The organism is Janthinobacterium sp. MP5059B (assembly GCF_001758645.1).
Lineage (GTDB): Bacteria > Pseudomonadota > Gammaproteobacteria > Burkholderiales > Burkholderiaceae_D > Janthinobacterium > Janthinobacterium lividum.
Genome location: NZ_LRHX01000022.1, coordinates 306,720 through 322,724, shown reverse-complemented (window position 1 = coordinate 322,724; position 16,005 = coordinate 306,720). Strand labels below are relative to the sequence as shown.

General features: G+C 63.1%; 13 protein-coding genes. 4 read left to right on the top strand and 9 right to left on the bottom strand.

Annotated elements, in window-relative coordinates; genetic code table 11:
* Positions 1–22: 22 nt before the first annotated feature.
* Positions 23–466: a type II secretion system major pseudopilin GspG gene (gspG, locus tag JAB1_RS27365; protein ID WP_034782166.1), complete on the bottom strand. Its 444-nt coding sequence runs from the start codon at positions 464–466 to the stop codon at positions 23–25.
* A gap of 465 nt (positions 467–931) precedes the next feature.
* On the opposite strand from gspG, the gene JAB1_RS27360 reads away from it, so the two are divergent.
* The 3 genes from JAB1_RS27360 (at position 932) to JAB1_RS27350 (ending at position 5,418) form a co-directional block, all read left to right on the top strand.
* Positions 932–1,690, top strand: coding sequence for an NF038120 family PEP-CTERM protein (locus JAB1_RS27360; RefSeq protein ID WP_070282763.1), 759 nt, complete (start codon positions 932–934; stop codon positions 1,688–1,690).
* Between the two features lie 43 nt (positions 1,691–1,733).
* Positions 1,734–4,886: a S8 family peptidase gene (locus JAB1_RS27355; protein ID WP_070282761.1), complete on the top strand. Its 3,153-nt coding sequence runs from the start codon at positions 1,734–1,736 to the stop codon at positions 4,884–4,886.
* Between the two features lie 112 nt (positions 4,887–4,998).
* Complete coding sequence (locus tag JAB1_RS27350; RefSeq protein WP_034782162.1) at positions 4,999–5,418, top strand: protease inhibitor I9 family protein; 420 nt, start codon at positions 4,999–5,001, stop codon at positions 5,416–5,418.
* Here JAB1_RS27350 and JAB1_RS27345 read toward each other — a convergent pair.
* The 4 genes from JAB1_RS27345 to JAB1_RS27330 all read right to left on the bottom strand — a co-directional run bounded on the left by JAB1_RS27345 (position 5,415) and on the right by JAB1_RS27330 (position 10,776).
* Positions 5,415–6,086 (bottom strand): LuxR C-terminal-related transcriptional regulator, encoded by a 672-nt coding sequence (locus JAB1_RS27345; RefSeq protein WP_034782161.1) that lies wholly within the window; start codon positions 6,084–6,086, stop codon positions 5,415–5,417. The genes JAB1_RS27350 and JAB1_RS27345 overlap by 4 nt on opposite strands.
* The gene (locus JAB1_RS27340) at positions 6,083–6,787 is read right to left on the bottom strand and encodes a winged helix-turn-helix domain-containing protein (protein WP_034782159.1); all 705 of its coding nucleotides are present in this window, start codon (positions 6,785–6,787) and stop codon (positions 6,083–6,085) included. The genes JAB1_RS27345 and JAB1_RS27340 overlap by 4 nt, the downstream gene beginning before the upstream one ends.
* Positions 6,788–7,133: 346 nt before the next feature.
* Complete coding sequence (locus tag JAB1_RS27335) at positions 7,134–7,772, bottom strand: NF038129 family PEP-CTERM protein (RefSeq protein WP_070282759.1); 639 nt, start codon at positions 7,770–7,772, stop codon at positions 7,134–7,136.
* Positions 7,773–7,782: 10 nt separating this feature from the next.
* Positions 7,783–10,776, bottom strand: coding sequence for an ExeM/NucH family extracellular endonuclease (locus JAB1_RS27330; protein WP_070282756.1), 2,994 nt, complete (start codon positions 10,774–10,776; stop codon positions 7,783–7,785).
* A gap of 429 nt (positions 10,777–11,205) precedes the next feature.
* On the opposite strand from JAB1_RS27330, the gene JAB1_RS30445 reads away from it, so the two are divergent.
* A complete protein-coding gene (locus tag JAB1_RS30445; RefSeq protein ID WP_070282754.1) occupies positions 11,206–11,934 on the top strand; it encodes a PEPxxWA-CTERM sorting domain-containing protein in 729 nt (242 codons plus the stop codon).
* Between the two features lie 46 nt (positions 11,935–11,980).
* Here the strand turns inward: JAB1_RS30445 and JAB1_RS27320 are convergent, their stop codons facing one another.
* The 4 genes from JAB1_RS27320 to JAB1_RS27305 all read right to left on the bottom strand — a co-directional run bounded on the left by JAB1_RS27320 (position 11,981) and on the right by JAB1_RS27305 (position 16,000).
* Positions 11,981–13,003 (bottom strand): TIGR03790 family protein, encoded by a 1,023-nt coding sequence (locus JAB1_RS27320; protein WP_343216005.1) that lies wholly within the window; start codon positions 13,001–13,003, stop codon positions 11,981–11,983.
* Between the two features lie 139 nt (positions 13,004–13,142).
* Entirely contained in the window at positions 13,143–13,721 is a 579-nt protein-coding gene (locus JAB1_RS27315; RefSeq protein WP_034782144.1) for an FxDxF family PEP-CTERM protein, read from the bottom strand.
* A gap of 84 nt (positions 13,722–13,805) precedes the next feature.
* Positions 13,806–14,363: an FxDxF family PEP-CTERM protein gene (locus JAB1_RS27310; protein WP_034782143.1), complete on the bottom strand. Its 558-nt coding sequence runs from the start codon at positions 14,361–14,363 to the stop codon at positions 13,806–13,808.
* Positions 14,364–14,545: 182 nt separating this feature from the next.
* Positions 14,546–16,000: a mannose-1-phosphate guanylyltransferase/mannose-6-phosphate isomerase gene (locus tag JAB1_RS27305; RefSeq protein WP_070282750.1), complete on the bottom strand. Its 1,455-nt coding sequence runs from the start codon at positions 15,998–16,000 to the stop codon at positions 14,546–14,548.
* Positions 16,001–16,005: the final 5 nt, after the last annotated feature.

The window sequence follows — 16,005 nt, the reverse complement described above, 5'->3', positions numbered from 1 at the left end:
AGGAAAAAGAATGGCGCTGGCGTTATTGCGAGCTGATGTCGGCGTTCTCGCCGCTGCCGCCCGGCTGGCCATCCTTGCCCATCGAGACGATGTCGTACTCGCCCTTGCTGCCGGGCGCGCGGTATTGGTAGGCATGGCCCCACGGGTCGAGCGGCACGGCCTTTTTCAGGTAGGGACCATTCCAGCGCGTGCCGGCGGCGGGCGGCGCGGCCAGCAGCGCGGCCAGGCCTTCTTCCGTGGTGGGATAGCGCCCCACGTCGAGGCGGTAGGTGTCGAGCGATTTTTCAAACGCCTCGATCTGTGCCTTGGCCACCGTCACTTCGGATTTGCCCAGCTGGGCGAAATACTTGGGGCCGACATACGCCGCCAGCAAGCCGATGATCACGATGACGACCAGCAATTCGAGCAAGGTAAAGCCGCGCGCATGGCGCGTTGCCGCAAGGTTCTGCCTGTGTGCTGCATGCATCCGGTAACTCCTTATTGCCTACCTTCAATACATTGCGTCGCTGCGCGCGGCGGATGGCCACGCACAGGCGACACGCGCTTGCCTGATGCTTATCAGCCTACCATGCCGGTTATGGTTCATACAATCTTTTCTTTGCACTGTGAACAACAAATTCCGGCGGAAACCATCCAGTGTGCGCGAAACCGCCACGGCGACGCGCGCGCTTGACTGGCTGGTCAATCACTCAACTATTTTCAATGCGGAAACTATCTACTACTGGTTACCAATTCATAGTAAGTGATGAATTTTATTCATTCATTATTTGTAACTTTCAAATTAAATTTGCAAGAATATCAAACAATGAAATTGCCTCTTTTGCTATAGTAAAAATCAATTTTCTACGTATTGGTCTTATCCGTCCACGCAGGAAAGAGCATCCCAGACGCAAAACATATTGCATCCTACATAATCACCAAGGGAAAATTCATGACTCGTATTGTGCATTCGAAGGCAGCTTCCGCAGCAAGTCCTTTCTCGGCCAAGCAGTGGACCGGCGCCGCCATCCTGGCCCTGTCCGCCGCCTGGGCCCCCGCCGCCATCGCGGACGTGATCAACTTTGACAATCTGGATAGCCAGTTCGTCGGCCATGGCGACTCCCTGGAATTCGGCAAATTCCTGCTGACGGGTGCTTCGAATACCGCCGGCGCCAGTTATGGCGACCTGGTCGGCGCCGTGTTCGACGGCACGGATCCGGCCGCCTGCGGCCTGGCGTGCCCGACCAACAATACGAGCCATTACTATGCCTCGCTCAACGACGGCATCATCTACCTGGACCCGCTGAACCCGGGCGGCAGCGTCAGCCTGCAGGGTTTCGACGCCAGCTTCATCGGCTACGCCCAGGGCGTCACCTATCCGGCGGTAGCCGGCCTGCTGCGCGTGCAAGGTTTCTACGCGGACGGCTCTTCCCTGTATGAAACATACCAGCTGGGCGGCCCCATCGGCGGCAACTTCCAGTTCCAACACTACAACACCAGCGCCAGCTTCGGCAGCCAGCAATTCGCCTCGCTGGCCTTCTTCGGCTTCACTTGCAACACGGCCGGCAATTGCAACGCCTTCAGCACCAACAAGGGCCAGTTTGCGCTCGACAATATCGTCGCCTCGGTACCGGAGCCATCGACCTACGCGATGATGCTGCTGGGCCTGGCAGGCATCGGTTTCGCGGCGCGCCGCCGCCAGCAAGCCTGATTTCCCCCTTTCGATTCCCGCTACCGCCACCAGGAAACCCTACATGACATTCCGTCCCGCCTTGCGTCCCATTTCGCTCGCCGTGCTGAGCCTGTTTGCCAGCCTCAGCTTCCAGGCCCACGCCGACGACCTGCGCCGCCCCTACATCGTGCAACTGAACGACAAACCGATCGCTTCCTACACCGGCTCGGTGGAAGGCCTGGGCGCCACCCAGCCTGCCGCCGGCGGCCGCCTCGACCTGGCCAGCACACAAGTGCAGCTGTACGGCGACTACCTTGAACAGAAACAGGCCCGGGTACAAGCCCTCGTCGCCGCCGCGCCCGTGCAATACCAGTACAAGATCGTCCTCAACGGCTTCTCCGCCCTGCTGACCGACGCCGAAGTGCGCCAGCTGCAGGCGAGCGGCGAAGTGGCCAGCATCGCCCCCGACGAACCGCGCGCCCTGCAGACGAACTACACGCCCACCTTCCTGGGCCTGGACCAGCCGGGCGGCCTGTGGAGCCAGCTGGGCGGCAAGCAGCATGCGGGCGAAGACATCATCATCGGCATCGTCGATGGCGGCGTGTGGCCGGAAAACCTGTCGTATGCGGACAAGGTCGACGCCAACGGCACCCCGACCTTCGACCCGAACGCCACCCTGGCCTACGGCGCCGCACCGGCCGCCTGGAAAGGCAGCTGCCAGACGGGCGAAGGCTTTACGCAAGACCACTGCAACAACAAGCTGCTCGGTGCGCAATACTTCAATGCCGTGCGCCTGACCGAGACGGACAAGATCCAGCACTGGAGCGAATTCACCTCGCCGCGCGATTCCATCGGCGACCCGAATGGCGAAGGCGGCCACGGCACGCACACCTCGTCCACCGCGGGCGGCAATGCGGGCGTGCCCGTCACGGCCAACGGCACGCCGCTGGGCGCCATTTCCGGCGTGGCGCCGCGCGCCCGCCTGTCCGTCTACAAGGTGTGCTGGTCGTACAATCTGGCTACCCAGCCGACCGGTGCGAAGAACGGCTGCTACGGCGGCGACAGCGTGGCGGCGATTGAAAAAGCCGTACAGGATGGCGTACACGTCATCAATTACTCGATCAGCGGCGGCGGCACTGTCAACGATCCCGTCGAGCAAGCCTTTTTGCACGCCTCGAATGCGGGCGTCTTCGTTGCCGCTTCGGCCGGCAATGCGGGACCGGCCAATACCGTGGCCCACGTCAGCCCATGGATCACCACGGTGGCCGCCTCGACGCACAACCGCGCCAACCAGGCCAAGGTGACCTTGAGCAACGGCGCCAGCTACACGGGCGCCTCGCTCAACTACAATCCGCTGCCGGCCACCACCCTGATCCGCGCGCAAGACGCGGGCCTGGCCGGCGCCGATGCGCAAAAACTGGCCCTGTGCTACCGCGCCGGCGACAACGGCGGCGTGGCCCTGCTGGATCCGGCCAAGGTCGCCGGCAAAGTCGTCAGCTGCCTGCGCGGCACCACGGCGCGTACCGACAAGGGCGTCGCCGTGCTCGAAGCGGGCGGCGCCGGCATGGTGCTGGTCGACACGGGCGTGGGCCTGGTGTCCGACCCGCACGTGCTGCCGGCCGTGCACGTGAGCGCCGCCGATGGCGCGCTGATCAATGCCCAGGCGCAAACGGGCACGGCCACGGCCGCCATCTCGCGCTTCGTCACCAACGGCAACGGCCCTGCCGCGCCCGTGGTGGCCGACTTCTCGTCGCGCGGCCCGAACCTGTACGACGCCAACCTGCTCAAGCCGGACGTCACCGCGCCTGGCGTGGACATCCTGGCCGGCGGCACGCCTGCCCTGTCGCGCGCCCAGCGCGACGCCGTGCAGGATGGCAGCCTGGTCCCTGCGCAAGCCTACATCTTCCTGCAAGGCACCTCGATGGCCAGCCCGCACGTGGCCGGCCTGGCCGCCCTGCTGCGCCAGCAGCATCCGGACTGGAGCCCGGCCGCCATCAAGTCGGCCCTGATGACGACCGGCAGCACCACCTTGCCCGACATCCAGGCAGGCGACGCGCGCGGCATCCTGCCATGGGGCCAGGGCGCCGGCCACGTGACGCCGAACAAGGCGACCGATCCCGGCCTCGTGTATGACGCCAACCTGGCCGACTACAAGAAATACATGTGCGGCGTCGGCATGACGGCCGAGTGCGCGGGCGGCACCCTGGCCGGCTACAACCTGAACATGCCGTCCATCACCATCGGCAACGTGCTGGGCACGCAAACGGTAACGCGCCGCGTCACCAACGTGGGCAGCAGCAGCGCCACCTACACGGCCAGCGCCTCGCTCAGCGGCTACAGCGTTGCGGTGGCGCCTGCCACCCTGGCGCTGGCGCCCGGCGAAACCAAGTCCTTCACCGTCACCCTGACGCGCACCACGGCGCCGGACAACGCCTGGCAGTATGGCGCCCTCGTATGGAGCGACGGCGTGCATACGGTACGCAGCCCCGTCACGGCCCGCTCGGGCCGCGCGGTGCAGTCGCCGGCATTGCTGCAGGCCGACAAGGTCAGCGGTCTGCGTTCGCTGACCCTGTCCACCGGCTTTGCCGGCAAGGTCGGCGCGGCGACGGGCGGCCTGAAGGAAGTGGCGCGCAGCGCGCAAACCATCAGCCAGGCCGCGCCGGGCAGCGTGGAAACGCTGGCGCAGATGGCCGACGCGTGCAAGGCGGGCGGCAGCGGCGTGCGGGTCGTCAATGTCAGCATTCCCGCCAGCACCGTCGTGGCGCGCTTCGAAATCTTCGACCGCGACACCAGCGAAGGCGCGGGCAATGACCTCGACCTGCTGCTGCTCAACAGCGCTGGCGCGACCGTTGCCACCTCGGCCACGGCCGGCTCGAACGAGGCGATCACCGTGACCACCCCGGCGGCAGGCAGCTACAAGGTGTGCGTGGTCGGCTATGAGCTGGCAAATGGCGCGTCGACCGGCTTCGGCCTGTCGTCGGCCGTCGTCACGACAGCCGACAAGGGCGGCAACCTGAAAGCCACCCTGCCTACCAAGGTGTATGTGGGCGGCAGCGCCACGGCCGGCGTCAGCTGGTCGGGGCTGGAAACGGGCAAGCGCTACCTGGGCGGCGTAGTCTTCCTTGATGGCAACAACGCGGCAGCGTCCACCACCGTGCTGTCGGTGGAGACCAACAGCCCGTTGCCGCTGGCCGTCCCCAGCCAGCGCAACGTGAAGGCGGACGCCAAGCTGTAACGGTATCGCTCCAGGCGGTAACACGACGCGCCCTGCGGGGCGCGTTTTTTATGCGTAACACGCGTACAATCGGCGCACGGGCAACTCGTCCGCCATGCGCAAAGGAGTTTGCATGTCCGCATTTCGCCTCAGCATTGCCATCCTGGCCGGCATGGCCAGCCTCCATGCACTGCCTGTCGCGGCGCAGGCCGCTGCGGCGCGACTGTCCTATCTGGTGCAATTGCGCGCCCCGCCGCTGGCCTCGCAAGCGGACGGCGTGCATAGGCTCGATACGGACAGCGACGCGGCGCGGCGCTACACGGCCCAGCTGGAAGCGCAGCAGCGCGCCGTGCTGGCGCTGGTACCCGATGCCCCAGTGCAATACCGCTACACAGTGGCCTTCAATGGCTTTGCCGCCATGCTGACACGCGCCGAAGTGGCGCGCCTGCAAGCGAGCCCGGACGTGGCACGCGTCTCGCCCGGCAGCATCGAACACACGCAAGATGGCGGCGGCAGCGGCAAGCCGCAGGCCAGGCCGCAGGACCAGCGCTAATGGCTGAGCAAGCGCAGCGCGATGCCGCGCGACACGGCTTGCATGCGGTTACTCACGCCCAATAATTTGTAGATACGCTGCAAATGGCTTTTCACGGTGGCGCCGCTGATACCGAGAATTTCCCCCACCTCCTCATTGCTTTTCCCTTCGCGCACCCAATGCAGCACTTCCAGTTCACGCGCACTGGCCGCGCGCGTGGCAGCCGGGCCGGCCATGCGCGCACGCTGACTGCCTGGCAGCGCCAGCCAGTGCACGTGCAGGTAGGGCAACAGCAGTTCCAGCACATACGCCTGGCGCGCAGCGTCCGCCGGCATCACGGCGAACAGGGCAAAAAAGCTGCCGCCGGCATCGCCCACGCTGCCGTGCACCAGCACGCCGTCGATGACGGCAGCCCCCTGGCCGCCCGCGCGCCAGGCCAGCGCAAGGTGCGCCAGCTGGCCCTGGCGCTCGCGCAGCAGCGCGTGATCGGGCGCGGCGCTGTGCCAGGCTTCGCTGCGCAGCACGGCACCATCGGCATCCAGTTGCGCGCACATTAATATGTCGTGCGGCAACAGCGTTTGCAGCGGCCCCTGGCTCCACAGAAAGAAATCGCCGGGCGCGGCGATGCCATGCGCGCCGAGGATGGCGTGCAGCAGGTATTCCTGCTCCCGCCCCGTCAGCAGCATCATGCGCACATGGCGGCGTCAAACGCCAGATAGCGGTAGCCGCTGCCGCGCACGGTTTCGATGCGGTGGCCGCAGCCGCCCGGCTGCAACGCCTGCCGCAAACGCCCTACGTGGGCGTCGACCGTGCGCTCGTCGAGATACGCTGCATGGCCCCACACCTGGTCCAGCAACTGCGCGCGGCTATGCACCCTGCCCGGATGGTTCATCAGGAAATGCAACAGCTTGAATTCCACGCGGCCCAGGTTGACGGGCACGTTACCGGCCGTCACGCGCAGGGTGTGCGGGTCGAGCCGCAGCGCTGCCGTGCCTGCGCCTGCGCGCAAGGCCGATGGCGCGCGCCGGCGCAGCAGCGCGTGCACGCGGGCCAGCATTTCACGGGGACCGAAAGGCTTGCACAGATAGTCGTCGGCGCCGCTTTCCAGCGCCAGCACCTTGTCCTGTTCGCTGTTGCGCGCGCTGACCATGATGATGGGCAAGTCGCACAGCACGCCATCCTGGCGCACCTGGCGCAGCAGCGCGATGCCGGACGCATCCGGCAGCTCCCATTCCAGCAGCAATACATCAGGCGGGTCGGCCGCCAGCAGCGCCAGCGCGCCGCGCGCATCCAGGGCGCAGCTGACCCGGTAGCCGGCGCCTGCGAAGTTATGCGCCAGCAGCGCTTGCATGGCAGGCGCAGGGTCCAGCACCAGGATATGGCCAGGCATCGATGCATCTCCCGAAAAAAGTTGGCGGCAATCTATGAAGAACTAAGTAATCGCCAGAAAATTATTGTGAATTTATAGCAAACAGAAGTGGATGTGATGCAAGGCGCCCGGGGCGACGCAGTGCGAGCACTGCTAGCGATGGGTAACGCAGCAGCGCGCCACTTATGGAAGCTAGAAAACACAAGAATTTATTGGGGGTTACTTAGACTGCCCGACAAGTTTTTTACTATGCATCAAGCGTAAAACGGTGACCAATACAATTTAGTTTCCTGATTTATAGCTATTTCAAATAAATAAACAAAAAAACACAGCGGCCCGCAGGCGCGCTGTGTCCAGGCTGGAAAGACTAGGCCCGTGTGCCAGGCTGGCGGCGGCGCAGGGCAAAACCGATCAGCGCCAGGCCGCCCGTCAGCATCATCCATTCCGACGCTTCCGGCACGGCCGAGATCGTCGCGATGCTGGCGTAACTACTGCCCGCAATGCTGGCGGGCAAGCCGCCGTTGAGCGGGGTCAGTTCAAATTGCACGAGGTTGCCGTTCGCATTGCCCAGATAAGCCATGCCGGTGTAGTCGAGCAAACCCACGCCAAACGTCGTGCCCGCGTTGCCGGCCGTGTTCAGGAAGTCGCCGCCGAAGACGATATTGAAACCGAACTTGCCGCCCAGGGTCACGTTGTGAAACCAGTCGTTGTAGGCGCCGCTATTGCCGAAGGTCAAGGTGCCGGGCAAGCTGCCGCTGACATTGCCTTCCTGCGATGCCAGCCCGCCGAACGCTCCCGAAAAATTGCTGAGCACAGCGCTGGCGCCCGGCGCGGGGCTGTTGCCGGCGATAAAGGCGAAGTCGAGGAAACCGGCGCCCGAGAACTGGCTCGTGTCGATTTCCACGCGGTAGCCGAGCGGATCGGCCAGCGCCAGGCTGGAGCTGGCGGCCAGCACGGCGGCCAGGACGGCGTGGCGCAGGGCCGGATGAAGTGTCGTTGTCAACATGATGGTGTCCTTAGAAGTTGCCGGCGAAAATGCTGGCGGAATAATTGATCGTCACTTTCGACGGATTGGTGAAACTGACGGCAAACGAGGCTGTCGCGCCCGGCGCCAGGCTGGCCGCGTTGACGGTGACATACGCGGCGCCCGCATGGCTGCCCGTGGCATTGGCCAGGGCCACGCCGGCAGGCAAGCCGCCGAACACCACCTGGAACGGGCCGTTCAAGGCGCTCGTGCCCGTGTTGGTGAACGAGAAGGTGCCCGTGTATTTTTGCGTCACGCGGTTGTACGCGAGCCCCGAACTGGCTTGCGCCACACCGGCCGTGATGTCGCGGTAAGCGGGCTGCAAGTCCAGGCTGATGACGACGGGATCGTGGTCCGAGGCGCGGTAAGGCAAGCCGTTGTATAAGTCTTGCGGCTTGGCCGAGTCGATGTTGTAGTCGATCACTTCCGGCTCGTCCGCATTCACATGCCATTCGGCCACGCCTGCCACTTGCGGGCTCAGCGACGCACTGGCCAGCGCATGGTCGAGGTAGCCGCTCTGGCCGCCGAATACATACGAGTACGGCATGCCGGACGGCCGCACGAAACGCTCGAGTTCATTGACGAAGCCAGCGCCCGTGATGACCTGGATCGGGTCTTCCGCGCCATATGAATTCAGGTCGCCGATGACCAGCACGTCCGCGTCGCCGGCAGCGGCCGCCACTTGCGGCACGAAACTGCCCACCAGACGCTGGGCTTGCTGCACGCGGGTGGCATTCCAGCAGCTCTGGCTATCGTTCTGGTCCGCGTCCAGCCCGCTCGAAGGGCAGCTGCCCTTCGACTTCAGGTGGTTGACGACCAGCGAGAATTTCTCGCCATTGCCGGCGCGGAAGGTCTGTGCCATGGGCGGACGGTTGTTGATGGCGTTGGCATCCGACAAGGCGCCGCCTACCAGGCCCAGCTTGGCCGGCTTGTAGATCATGGCCACGCGGATGGCGTCCGTTCCCGTGGCGGCCGGCTTCGGCACCACGGCATACGTGACGCCGCCGATGGCAGCGTTGAGCTGCTCGACCAGGTAACTGACGGCTGTTTCGCCATTGTTCTGGATTTCCATCAAGCCCACCACGTCCGCATCGATGGCTTTCAGTTCGGCGACGATCTTGTCGCGCTGGCGCACGAATTCGGCCAGGTTGTCGGCGCCGCGGCAATTGCTCTTGCTGGTAGACGAGCCCACGGTGCAGCCCTGCCCCGTCTGGCCAAACACGTTATTGCCATTGGTAAAGGTCGTAAAGAAGTTCAGCACGTTCGCGCTGGCCACCTTGACGTTGCCTGATGGCAGTTCCGGGCTGCCTGTGCGCGGGTTGTCGCGCGAAAATTGCGGCGCCTGCGTCGGCTGCAGTTTGTAGGCGGCACCGCCACCGCCGATGGCGCCAAAGTCCACCACGCCCGTCAGGTCGGCCACCGTGTCGCCGCTGCGCACGGTGCCATCCTGGCCGATGTACGGTATCGTCGGCGGTGCGACAAAGATGCCATCATCGAGCACGATCAGGTTGTTCGCATTGGCGGCGATCAAGGCTTGCGCCTCGGCGGAGCCGGCCGGATAACGGTTGGTCGGCACTTCGCGCCGTCCCGCCGAGAGGGTCAGCTCGCCGCGCGCGCCCAGGTAGGCGTTTTGCGACACGGTCAAGGGCTGCGTGAAGCGCACCAGCATGCCTTCCACGGCGGCCAGGTTCTCGTTCGGCAAGGTCACATTCGTCGGCACGATGGCGTGGCCCGCGCTTTGCGTGAGGATGGCCGTCACGTCCTTGAATTCCGTATAGGAATTTTTCGCGCCCGACGGCGTGTATTCGACCACCGTGCCCGTCACGCGCACCAGCTCGCCCGGCTGCACGGTGGTGGCCGTCGCGCCCGTGTACACGAAGATGCCGTCCGACGTCGATGGGTCGCCATCGCCGGCCGCGTCCTGGATGAAGAAGCCAGTACCCACTTTCAGGGTCACCACGCCCTGCGTCGTTTGCACGGAATTGGCGTAAGGGCTGGCGGCGCCGCTGCCCTGGATCTGCGGGATCGTGTGGCTGACGGCAGCCAGTCCTTGCACGGCGACATCGATCTTGCAACTGGCGCTTTGCTGCTGGTCGTTGCTGAAATTCACGATGACAGGATAATTTCCCACCGGCACTCCGGCGGCCACCAGCAGGCTGACCATGGCGCTCTCGCCCGCCACGCCGGCCGCGCTGAAATTGGCCAGGCTGATGCCGGCCACGGCCGGCGAGCTCAAGGTGGCGGCATTCACGACGCCATCGACGTCGGATGCGCGCAGCACGGCGCTGCCGCCATTGCCCACGGCCAAGGCCAGGCTGGCTGGGCAGCTGGTGACGATCTGGTGCACGACAGGGCCGCCGCAGGCATTCAATGGCGACGCCGTATTGCGCGGCGTCACGCTGCCGGTGGCGAAGTCGGCGCTGTTATCGTCCGTATCGGCGCAGCCGCCATTCGCGCGCGCAATCGACAGCGTATTCGATGGCGCGGGAGCGACGGCGCCTTCGAAGCCGTTGGCCGTGCCGAAACCGACCAGGTCGACGATGGCGGCGCCCGTGGGGCTGGTGCCCGTTTGCGCCGTCTTGCTATTACTCAGCAACACCTTGCCCGCCGTACCGGACATGGCCAGGCTGCCCGTGGCATCCGGCGCAGGCAAGTCCTGCGTACCGCCCGCGCCCTTGGCTTGCTGGACCAGCAAATACTGGCCAGGTTGCAATTCGATAGCCGGCAAGGCCGTCACCGACCAGCTGGAACCGGCGGCGGACGCGTATTGCACGCTCCAGTTGCTCACATTCACGGGGCTGGCACCGCGGTTGAACAGTTCGATGAAATCGTTGCGGTACAGCGCCCCCGTATTGCCGCCCCCGCCATACACCTGGCTGATGACGATATCGGAAGCAGCCAGGGCCGGCACGGACAGGCTGGCCAGCAGGGAGGCCATGACGGTCAGGCGCAACGGTGTGCGCAAGGGGGAAAACGAGGTGTGCATGAGGATCCCGGTCGGTAAATAAAGGACGCCGGTCCCGCATGATCGGCCGGCGCGCCACAATTAACAAAAGTATTTCAGACTTGTTATTTGCATATTAAAGGCCCGGGATGACGACTTGATGACATTTGATTAAGCCGAATGGAGTAAGGTGGCGCCCATTAAAGTGGCGACCAAGCAACAAAAATAATTCTGCAGAACATCGCCTCAGCAGCAACAGGCAAAATATGATATATTTCCTACAAATAAGTTTAATTACTTGCAACGATTTAAATGTTGCTGGCGCCCATACTCCAGGTACCAGCAATACAGTCGAAAACGTATCGGGCCCAACCCATGCCTGTTTTTCAGCTGTGCACTGCAACAGCGATGTACCGCATTGGCCCAACGAAGACAGCACACGCTGTCAGCAATAACTCCGCGAGATCAAACATGACCACACCGATCAGTTTCAAATTATCATTCTTACTCGTCACGCTGCTGACCTTGACACATGCGACAGTTAACGCGCAGAACGCGCGCGCGCAAACCGGGGCGGAACAACAGAAACGATGCGAGGCTGCCGGCGGCAACAGCGCCGGTGGCAAGGCAAACAAAAATGACGATATGGACAGCACTTATAGCTCATGCCGGCTGATCGACGGCTATATCGGCATTGATGTCCGCAGCAACGACGGTGTCGGCGAGACAAAGCAATATGACGGCAATGACGCCACGCCCGACCTGAGCAAACCAGCGCAGTCCGGACGCACGCACTCGCTTGGCCTGTTCGACGATGCTGGTTTGAGTGGCATGAATGGCGGCCAGGGCGGCAAAGGCTTAAAGAGCCGCAACTCTGGCAGCAATATCGACCAGTTTACCTATGCGGCCACTGCGGACGAGTTTCCCAGCTGGGATGGCTACCACGCACCCTCGCTCGTGCGTCAGAACGTGCCGGAAGACGTTACGCAATTGCTGAGCTCAACCTCAAGCAGCGGCGGCAGTTTGCCAGCCGGCAGCGGCGTGGGTGGCGGTGGCAGCGGCGGCGGTATCGATACGGGCCGCAATACGGTGCCCGTCCCATTGGTCCCTCCCATTCCTGCCGTTCCTGAACCACAAACCTGGGCCATGCTGATGGCTGGGCTGGCCTTACTGGGCTTTGCCGCACGCCGCAAGGCATAACAAAAAAGGCTCGCAAGAGCCTTTTTTTTCATCGATCAACACCACCTCAGCGCCGGAACCTGGCATACGGCGCCGCCAGGGGATCGCCGATAAACAGGCCTTGCGCGGGCCAGGCCACGCTGCCCCAGTACGCTTCCAGCGCCGTCATGCCGGTCAGGTAGCGCCGCAGCAACACCGTCGAATTGGGAAACTTTTGCCAGTAGTTGCACGGCTCGCTAACGGTACCGTAGCTGGCCGTCGCGCCCGCCTCCAGCCAGCGCTGGCTGCTCATTTGCGCCGTCCCCTGCAGATCGCCACCGAACGAAGTCAGGTGATCCGCCAGTGCGCCAGGCAGGAAGCGCAAGGTGTCGAGCTTGGCGACCTTGGCCATGCCCGTCTGGTACACCATGATGTCCTGCGCCCCATCGAGCGCATCGGCCTTCAGGTTCCTGACCGTCAGCTTGCGCTGGCGCACGATTCCGGCCGGCGGAAAAAAAGCGGCACGGCTGTTGCGCGCACTTTCGCTGGTGGTCAGATAATACGCGCTGGCGGCAGGCACGGAAAAACCGCTGACCGTTCCACGATCCACCACGGCCTTGGCCTCTTCCACAAAATCGATGGGCAGCAGCATGGACAGGCGCATGCCCATCTGCGTAAATGGTTGCGGCACATTGCTGTTGAAATAACTACTGGACTTGCCGGCGTCACACGTCTTCGCGCATTGCCCCGCATCGTAGCCCAGGGTATAGGCGGAAGTGATGGAATTGCATTCGACCGCATATGGCGCACTCCACACCATCAGCACGGCCTGGATATGGGGCTTCAATTGCGCATCGATGCGCTCCTTCAACTGCGCGAACTGATCCACGCTGAGCTTGCGCGGGCGGTTCGGGATATTCACGTGCACAACGTTTGCAGGAGGAATGCCATGCGCCTGGCGGTAATATTCGCCCACCGCGATGCTGTTCGGTTCGGCGTCATTGATCACGACAGCCAATTGCGCGGCATGCAATCCCGGCGGCATGGATGGTGCATCCGCATGGGCGATGCCAGCGGCCAGCGCCAGCGAAAGGAAGAGAAATTTATGCAAGGTCAATATCGTCGTTGAGGAAGATCGAAGCAGCCGTGCCGCAGCCGCCCACTGTGCGTGACGATTATAGCCCCACGTCGGCCGGCGGCAAAAAAAACGGAGGCCGCAGCCTCCGTTTCATATCCAGAATGTTTTATCTTCAGGCTTGCAGCTTGCGGCGGCGTGCCGCGAATCCCACCAAACCCAGGCCCGCCAGCAACATGCCGTAGGTTTCCGGTTCCGGTACCGGCGTGACGGCCAGGATACCGCTATAGCTGCCACCAGTTGGCGAGGCAACATAACCATCAATTTGCAGGAAGTAATTACCAGCAGCCAAAGGCGTGGAACCGGACTGCAGCGACCATGCCTGGTCTTGCGCCGTGAAGTTGATCAGGTCAAGCGCGCCATGAAACAGAATGCCGCTGGCATTACCCAGGCTGAAGCCGGTCAGGGTCAGGCCCGAGTTGGCGCTCGGCTTGAGCGACGTCGCCAATGCGCTCAGGTCATTCAAGCCCGTCACGCTGAACGTGAATTTGTCGCTGAAAAAGTTATTGCCCGCGCCGGCCAACTGGCCTGAGGCCAGCGAAAACGAGCCCAGCAGCTCACTACTGGAATAATCGAGCAAATCTTGCGTCAGATCCGCAGTCGCGTGGCTGAGGTCAACCGGCGCCGCATGGGCTGCCAGGCTGCTGCCGGCAAACATGGCGGCCACAAACAGGGATTTCAGGAATTTTTTCATACTTTTCACCAAGAGGACTGCAACTGGCTCAGGCCAGCTGCGGGAAGGAAACGCAAACGAGGATGCCAATCAGCCAGGCAGGACTCAAGCCCCATTCTGGCGGCGACGTGCCATGAAGCCCAGCAAGCCCAAGCCCGCCAGCAACATCGCATACGTACCTGGCTCAGGCACGGCCGATACCAGGCTACCATTCGCACTGAAAGCCGCGCCCGTGTTCGACACCACATTGCCACTGACTTTCAAGTAATAGGAACCGGCGGCCAGATTGGCATACGACAGGGTCCACTTGTCATCGATGCCGGTCAACAACTGATCGCCGCCCAGCAGCAAGGTATTGCCAACGCTGCTGTACAAGCCGAAACCCGTCAGGTTCAGGCCATTCGTCGCGCTGCTGCTGCGCGAACTCAGCACAACGCTCAGGTCGCTGGCCTGTGCCACATTGAACGTGAACAGGTCATTGAAAAAATTGCTCTTTTGATTGTTTTTGAACTTGTCGCTAAACGTCAGCGAACCGCCCGCTGCCAGATTGACGGCGCCAGGCGTGGAACTGATGTCGACAGGCGCGGCAAAGGCTGCCTGCGCGAATAAAGCTGAGCCGGCAAAGGCCAGCGCGGCCAGCACCGAATACGTATTTTTCTTCATGCGATTCCACTGAGCGTAAATGCGGACGCGCCAGCGCGTCCGCATGAGTTATCTGATCAAACCAGGCAGAATCATAGCATAAAGCAATTTTTTATGTTAACTATTGTTTAATGAAAAGTTACTTTATAGCATCATTCTTTAAGCCAATAGTTTCACGGTGCTGGTATCGCAAAAACCGCACCTCAGGCACGCTGGTAGACATCCTCCAGGCGCACGATGTCGTCTTCGCCCAGGTAGCTGCCCGACTGCACTTCGATCAGGTGCAAGGGCAGCTTGCCCGGGTTTTCCAGGCGGTGCGTCATGCCGATGGGGATGTAGGTCGATTCGTTTTCCGTCAGCAAAGTCACCTTCTCGCCACACGTGACTTGCGCCGTGCCGCTGACCACCACCCAGTGTTCGGCGCGGTGATGGTGCATCTGCAGCGACAGCTTGCCGCCCGGATTGACCGTGATGCGCTTGACCTGGAAACGTTCGCCGATATCGATGCCTTCATAACTGCCCCATGGGCGGTACACCTTGCGGTGCTGCACGTGTTCGCTGCGCCCCGCCTGCTTCAAGTGATCGACCACCTGTTTCACGCGCTGCACCTGGTCCTTGTGCGCCACCAGCACGGCGTCGTCCGTTTCCACCACGATCAAGTCCTGCACGCCCAGCACGGCCACCATGCGGCGCTCGGCGCGCACCAGGCAATTGCTCACGCCGTCGAGATACACGTCGCCGCGCACCACGTTGCCGTTGGCATCACCCTGCTGCACTTCCCACAGGGCCGACCAGGAACCGACATCGCTCCAGCCGATGGCGGCAGGCAGCACCACCGCATGCGCCGTATGTTCCATGACGGCATAGTCGATCGAATCGGATGGACAGGCGGCGAAGGCTTTCTCTTCCAGGCGGCAGAAATCGAGGTCGCGGTAGCCGTCGCGCACGGCCGTTTCACAGGCGGCCAGCATGGCGGGCTGGAATTGCCCCAGCTCGCCCAGATAGCGTTCGGCGCGGAACATGAACATGCCGCTGTTCCAGAAATAGTTACCGGCGGCCAGGAACGACTGCGCCGTGGCCAGGTCCGGCTTTTCCACGAAGCGCTCGACCTTGCAGCCCGCCGTACCCGACGCCACGGGCGCACCGCTGCGGATATAGCCATAGCCCGTTTCCGGCGCCGTCGGCACGATGCCGAAGGTGGCCAGCGCGCCATCGGCCGCCAGCAGCGCCGCCTGGGCGATAGCCTGGTGAAACGCAGCCACGTCGGTGATGACGTGGTCGGCCGGCAAGACCAGCATCAGCGCCTGCGGGTCGATGGCCAGCAGGTATTGCGCGGCCACCGCCACGGCCGGCGCCGTGTTGCGTCCCACTGGCTCGAGCAAAATGCCCAGCGGCGGCAAGCCGATCTCGCGCAGTTGCTCGGCCACCATGAAGCGGTGCTCATTGCCGCACACCACCAGCGGCGGCATGACCTCGAAATCGGCCAGTCCGCTATCGCCGGCACGGCGGTTGGGCAGGCTCTGCACGCGCAGCGCCGTTTCCTGCAGCATGGTCTTGTCCGTTACCAGCGGCAACAGCTGCTTGGGCAACACGGCGCGCGACAGCGGCCATAAACGGGTGCCCGAACCGCCGGACAGGATGACTGGATAAATTTTCATGGTTT

What these genes read in the sequence shown, in the direction of transcription:
- gspG (WP_034782166.1), bottom strand. Translation starts at nt 466, where the DNA reads ATGCATGCAGCACACAGGCAGAACCTTGCGGCAACGCGCCATGCGCGC.
- JAB1_RS27360 (WP_070282763.1), top strand. Translation starts at nt 932, where the DNA reads ATGACTCGTATTGTGCATTCGAAGGCAGCTTCCGCAGCAAGTCCTTTC.
- JAB1_RS27355 (WP_070282761.1), top strand. Translation starts at nt 1,734, where the DNA reads ATGACATTCCGTCCCGCCTTGCGTCCCATTTCGCTCGCCGTGCTGAGC.
- JAB1_RS27350 (WP_034782162.1), top strand. Translation starts at nt 4,999, where the DNA reads ATGTCCGCATTTCGCCTCAGCATTGCCATCCTGGCCGGCATGGCCAGC.
- JAB1_RS27345 (WP_034782161.1), bottom strand. Translation starts at nt 6,086, where the DNA reads ATGATGCTGCTGACGGGGCGGGAGCAGGAATACCTGCTGCACGCCATC.
- JAB1_RS27340 (WP_034782159.1), bottom strand. Translation starts at nt 6,787, where the DNA reads ATGCCTGGCCATATCCTGGTGCTGGACCCTGCGCCTGCCATGCAAGCG.
- JAB1_RS27335 (WP_070282759.1), bottom strand. Translation starts at nt 7,772, where the DNA reads ATGTTGACAACGACACTTCATCCGGCCCTGCGCCACGCCGTCCTGGCC.
- JAB1_RS27330 (WP_070282756.1), bottom strand. Translation starts at nt 10,776, where the DNA reads ATGCACACCTCGTTTTCCCCCTTGCGCACACCGTTGCGCCTGACCGTC.
- JAB1_RS30445 (WP_070282754.1), top strand. Translation starts at nt 11,206, where the DNA reads ATGACCACACCGATCAGTTTCAAATTATCATTCTTACTCGTCACGCTG.
- JAB1_RS27315 (WP_034782144.1), bottom strand. Translation starts at nt 13,721, where the DNA reads ATGAAAAAATTCCTGAAATCCCTGTTTGTGGCCGCCATGTTTGCCGGC.
- JAB1_RS27310 (WP_034782143.1), bottom strand. Translation starts at nt 14,363, where the DNA reads ATGAAGAAAAATACGTATTCGGTGCTGGCCGCGCTGGCCTTTGCCGGC.
- JAB1_RS27305 (WP_070282750.1), bottom strand. Translation starts at nt 16,000, where the DNA reads ATGAAAATTTATCCAGTCATCCTGTCCGGCGGTTCGGGCACCCGTTTA.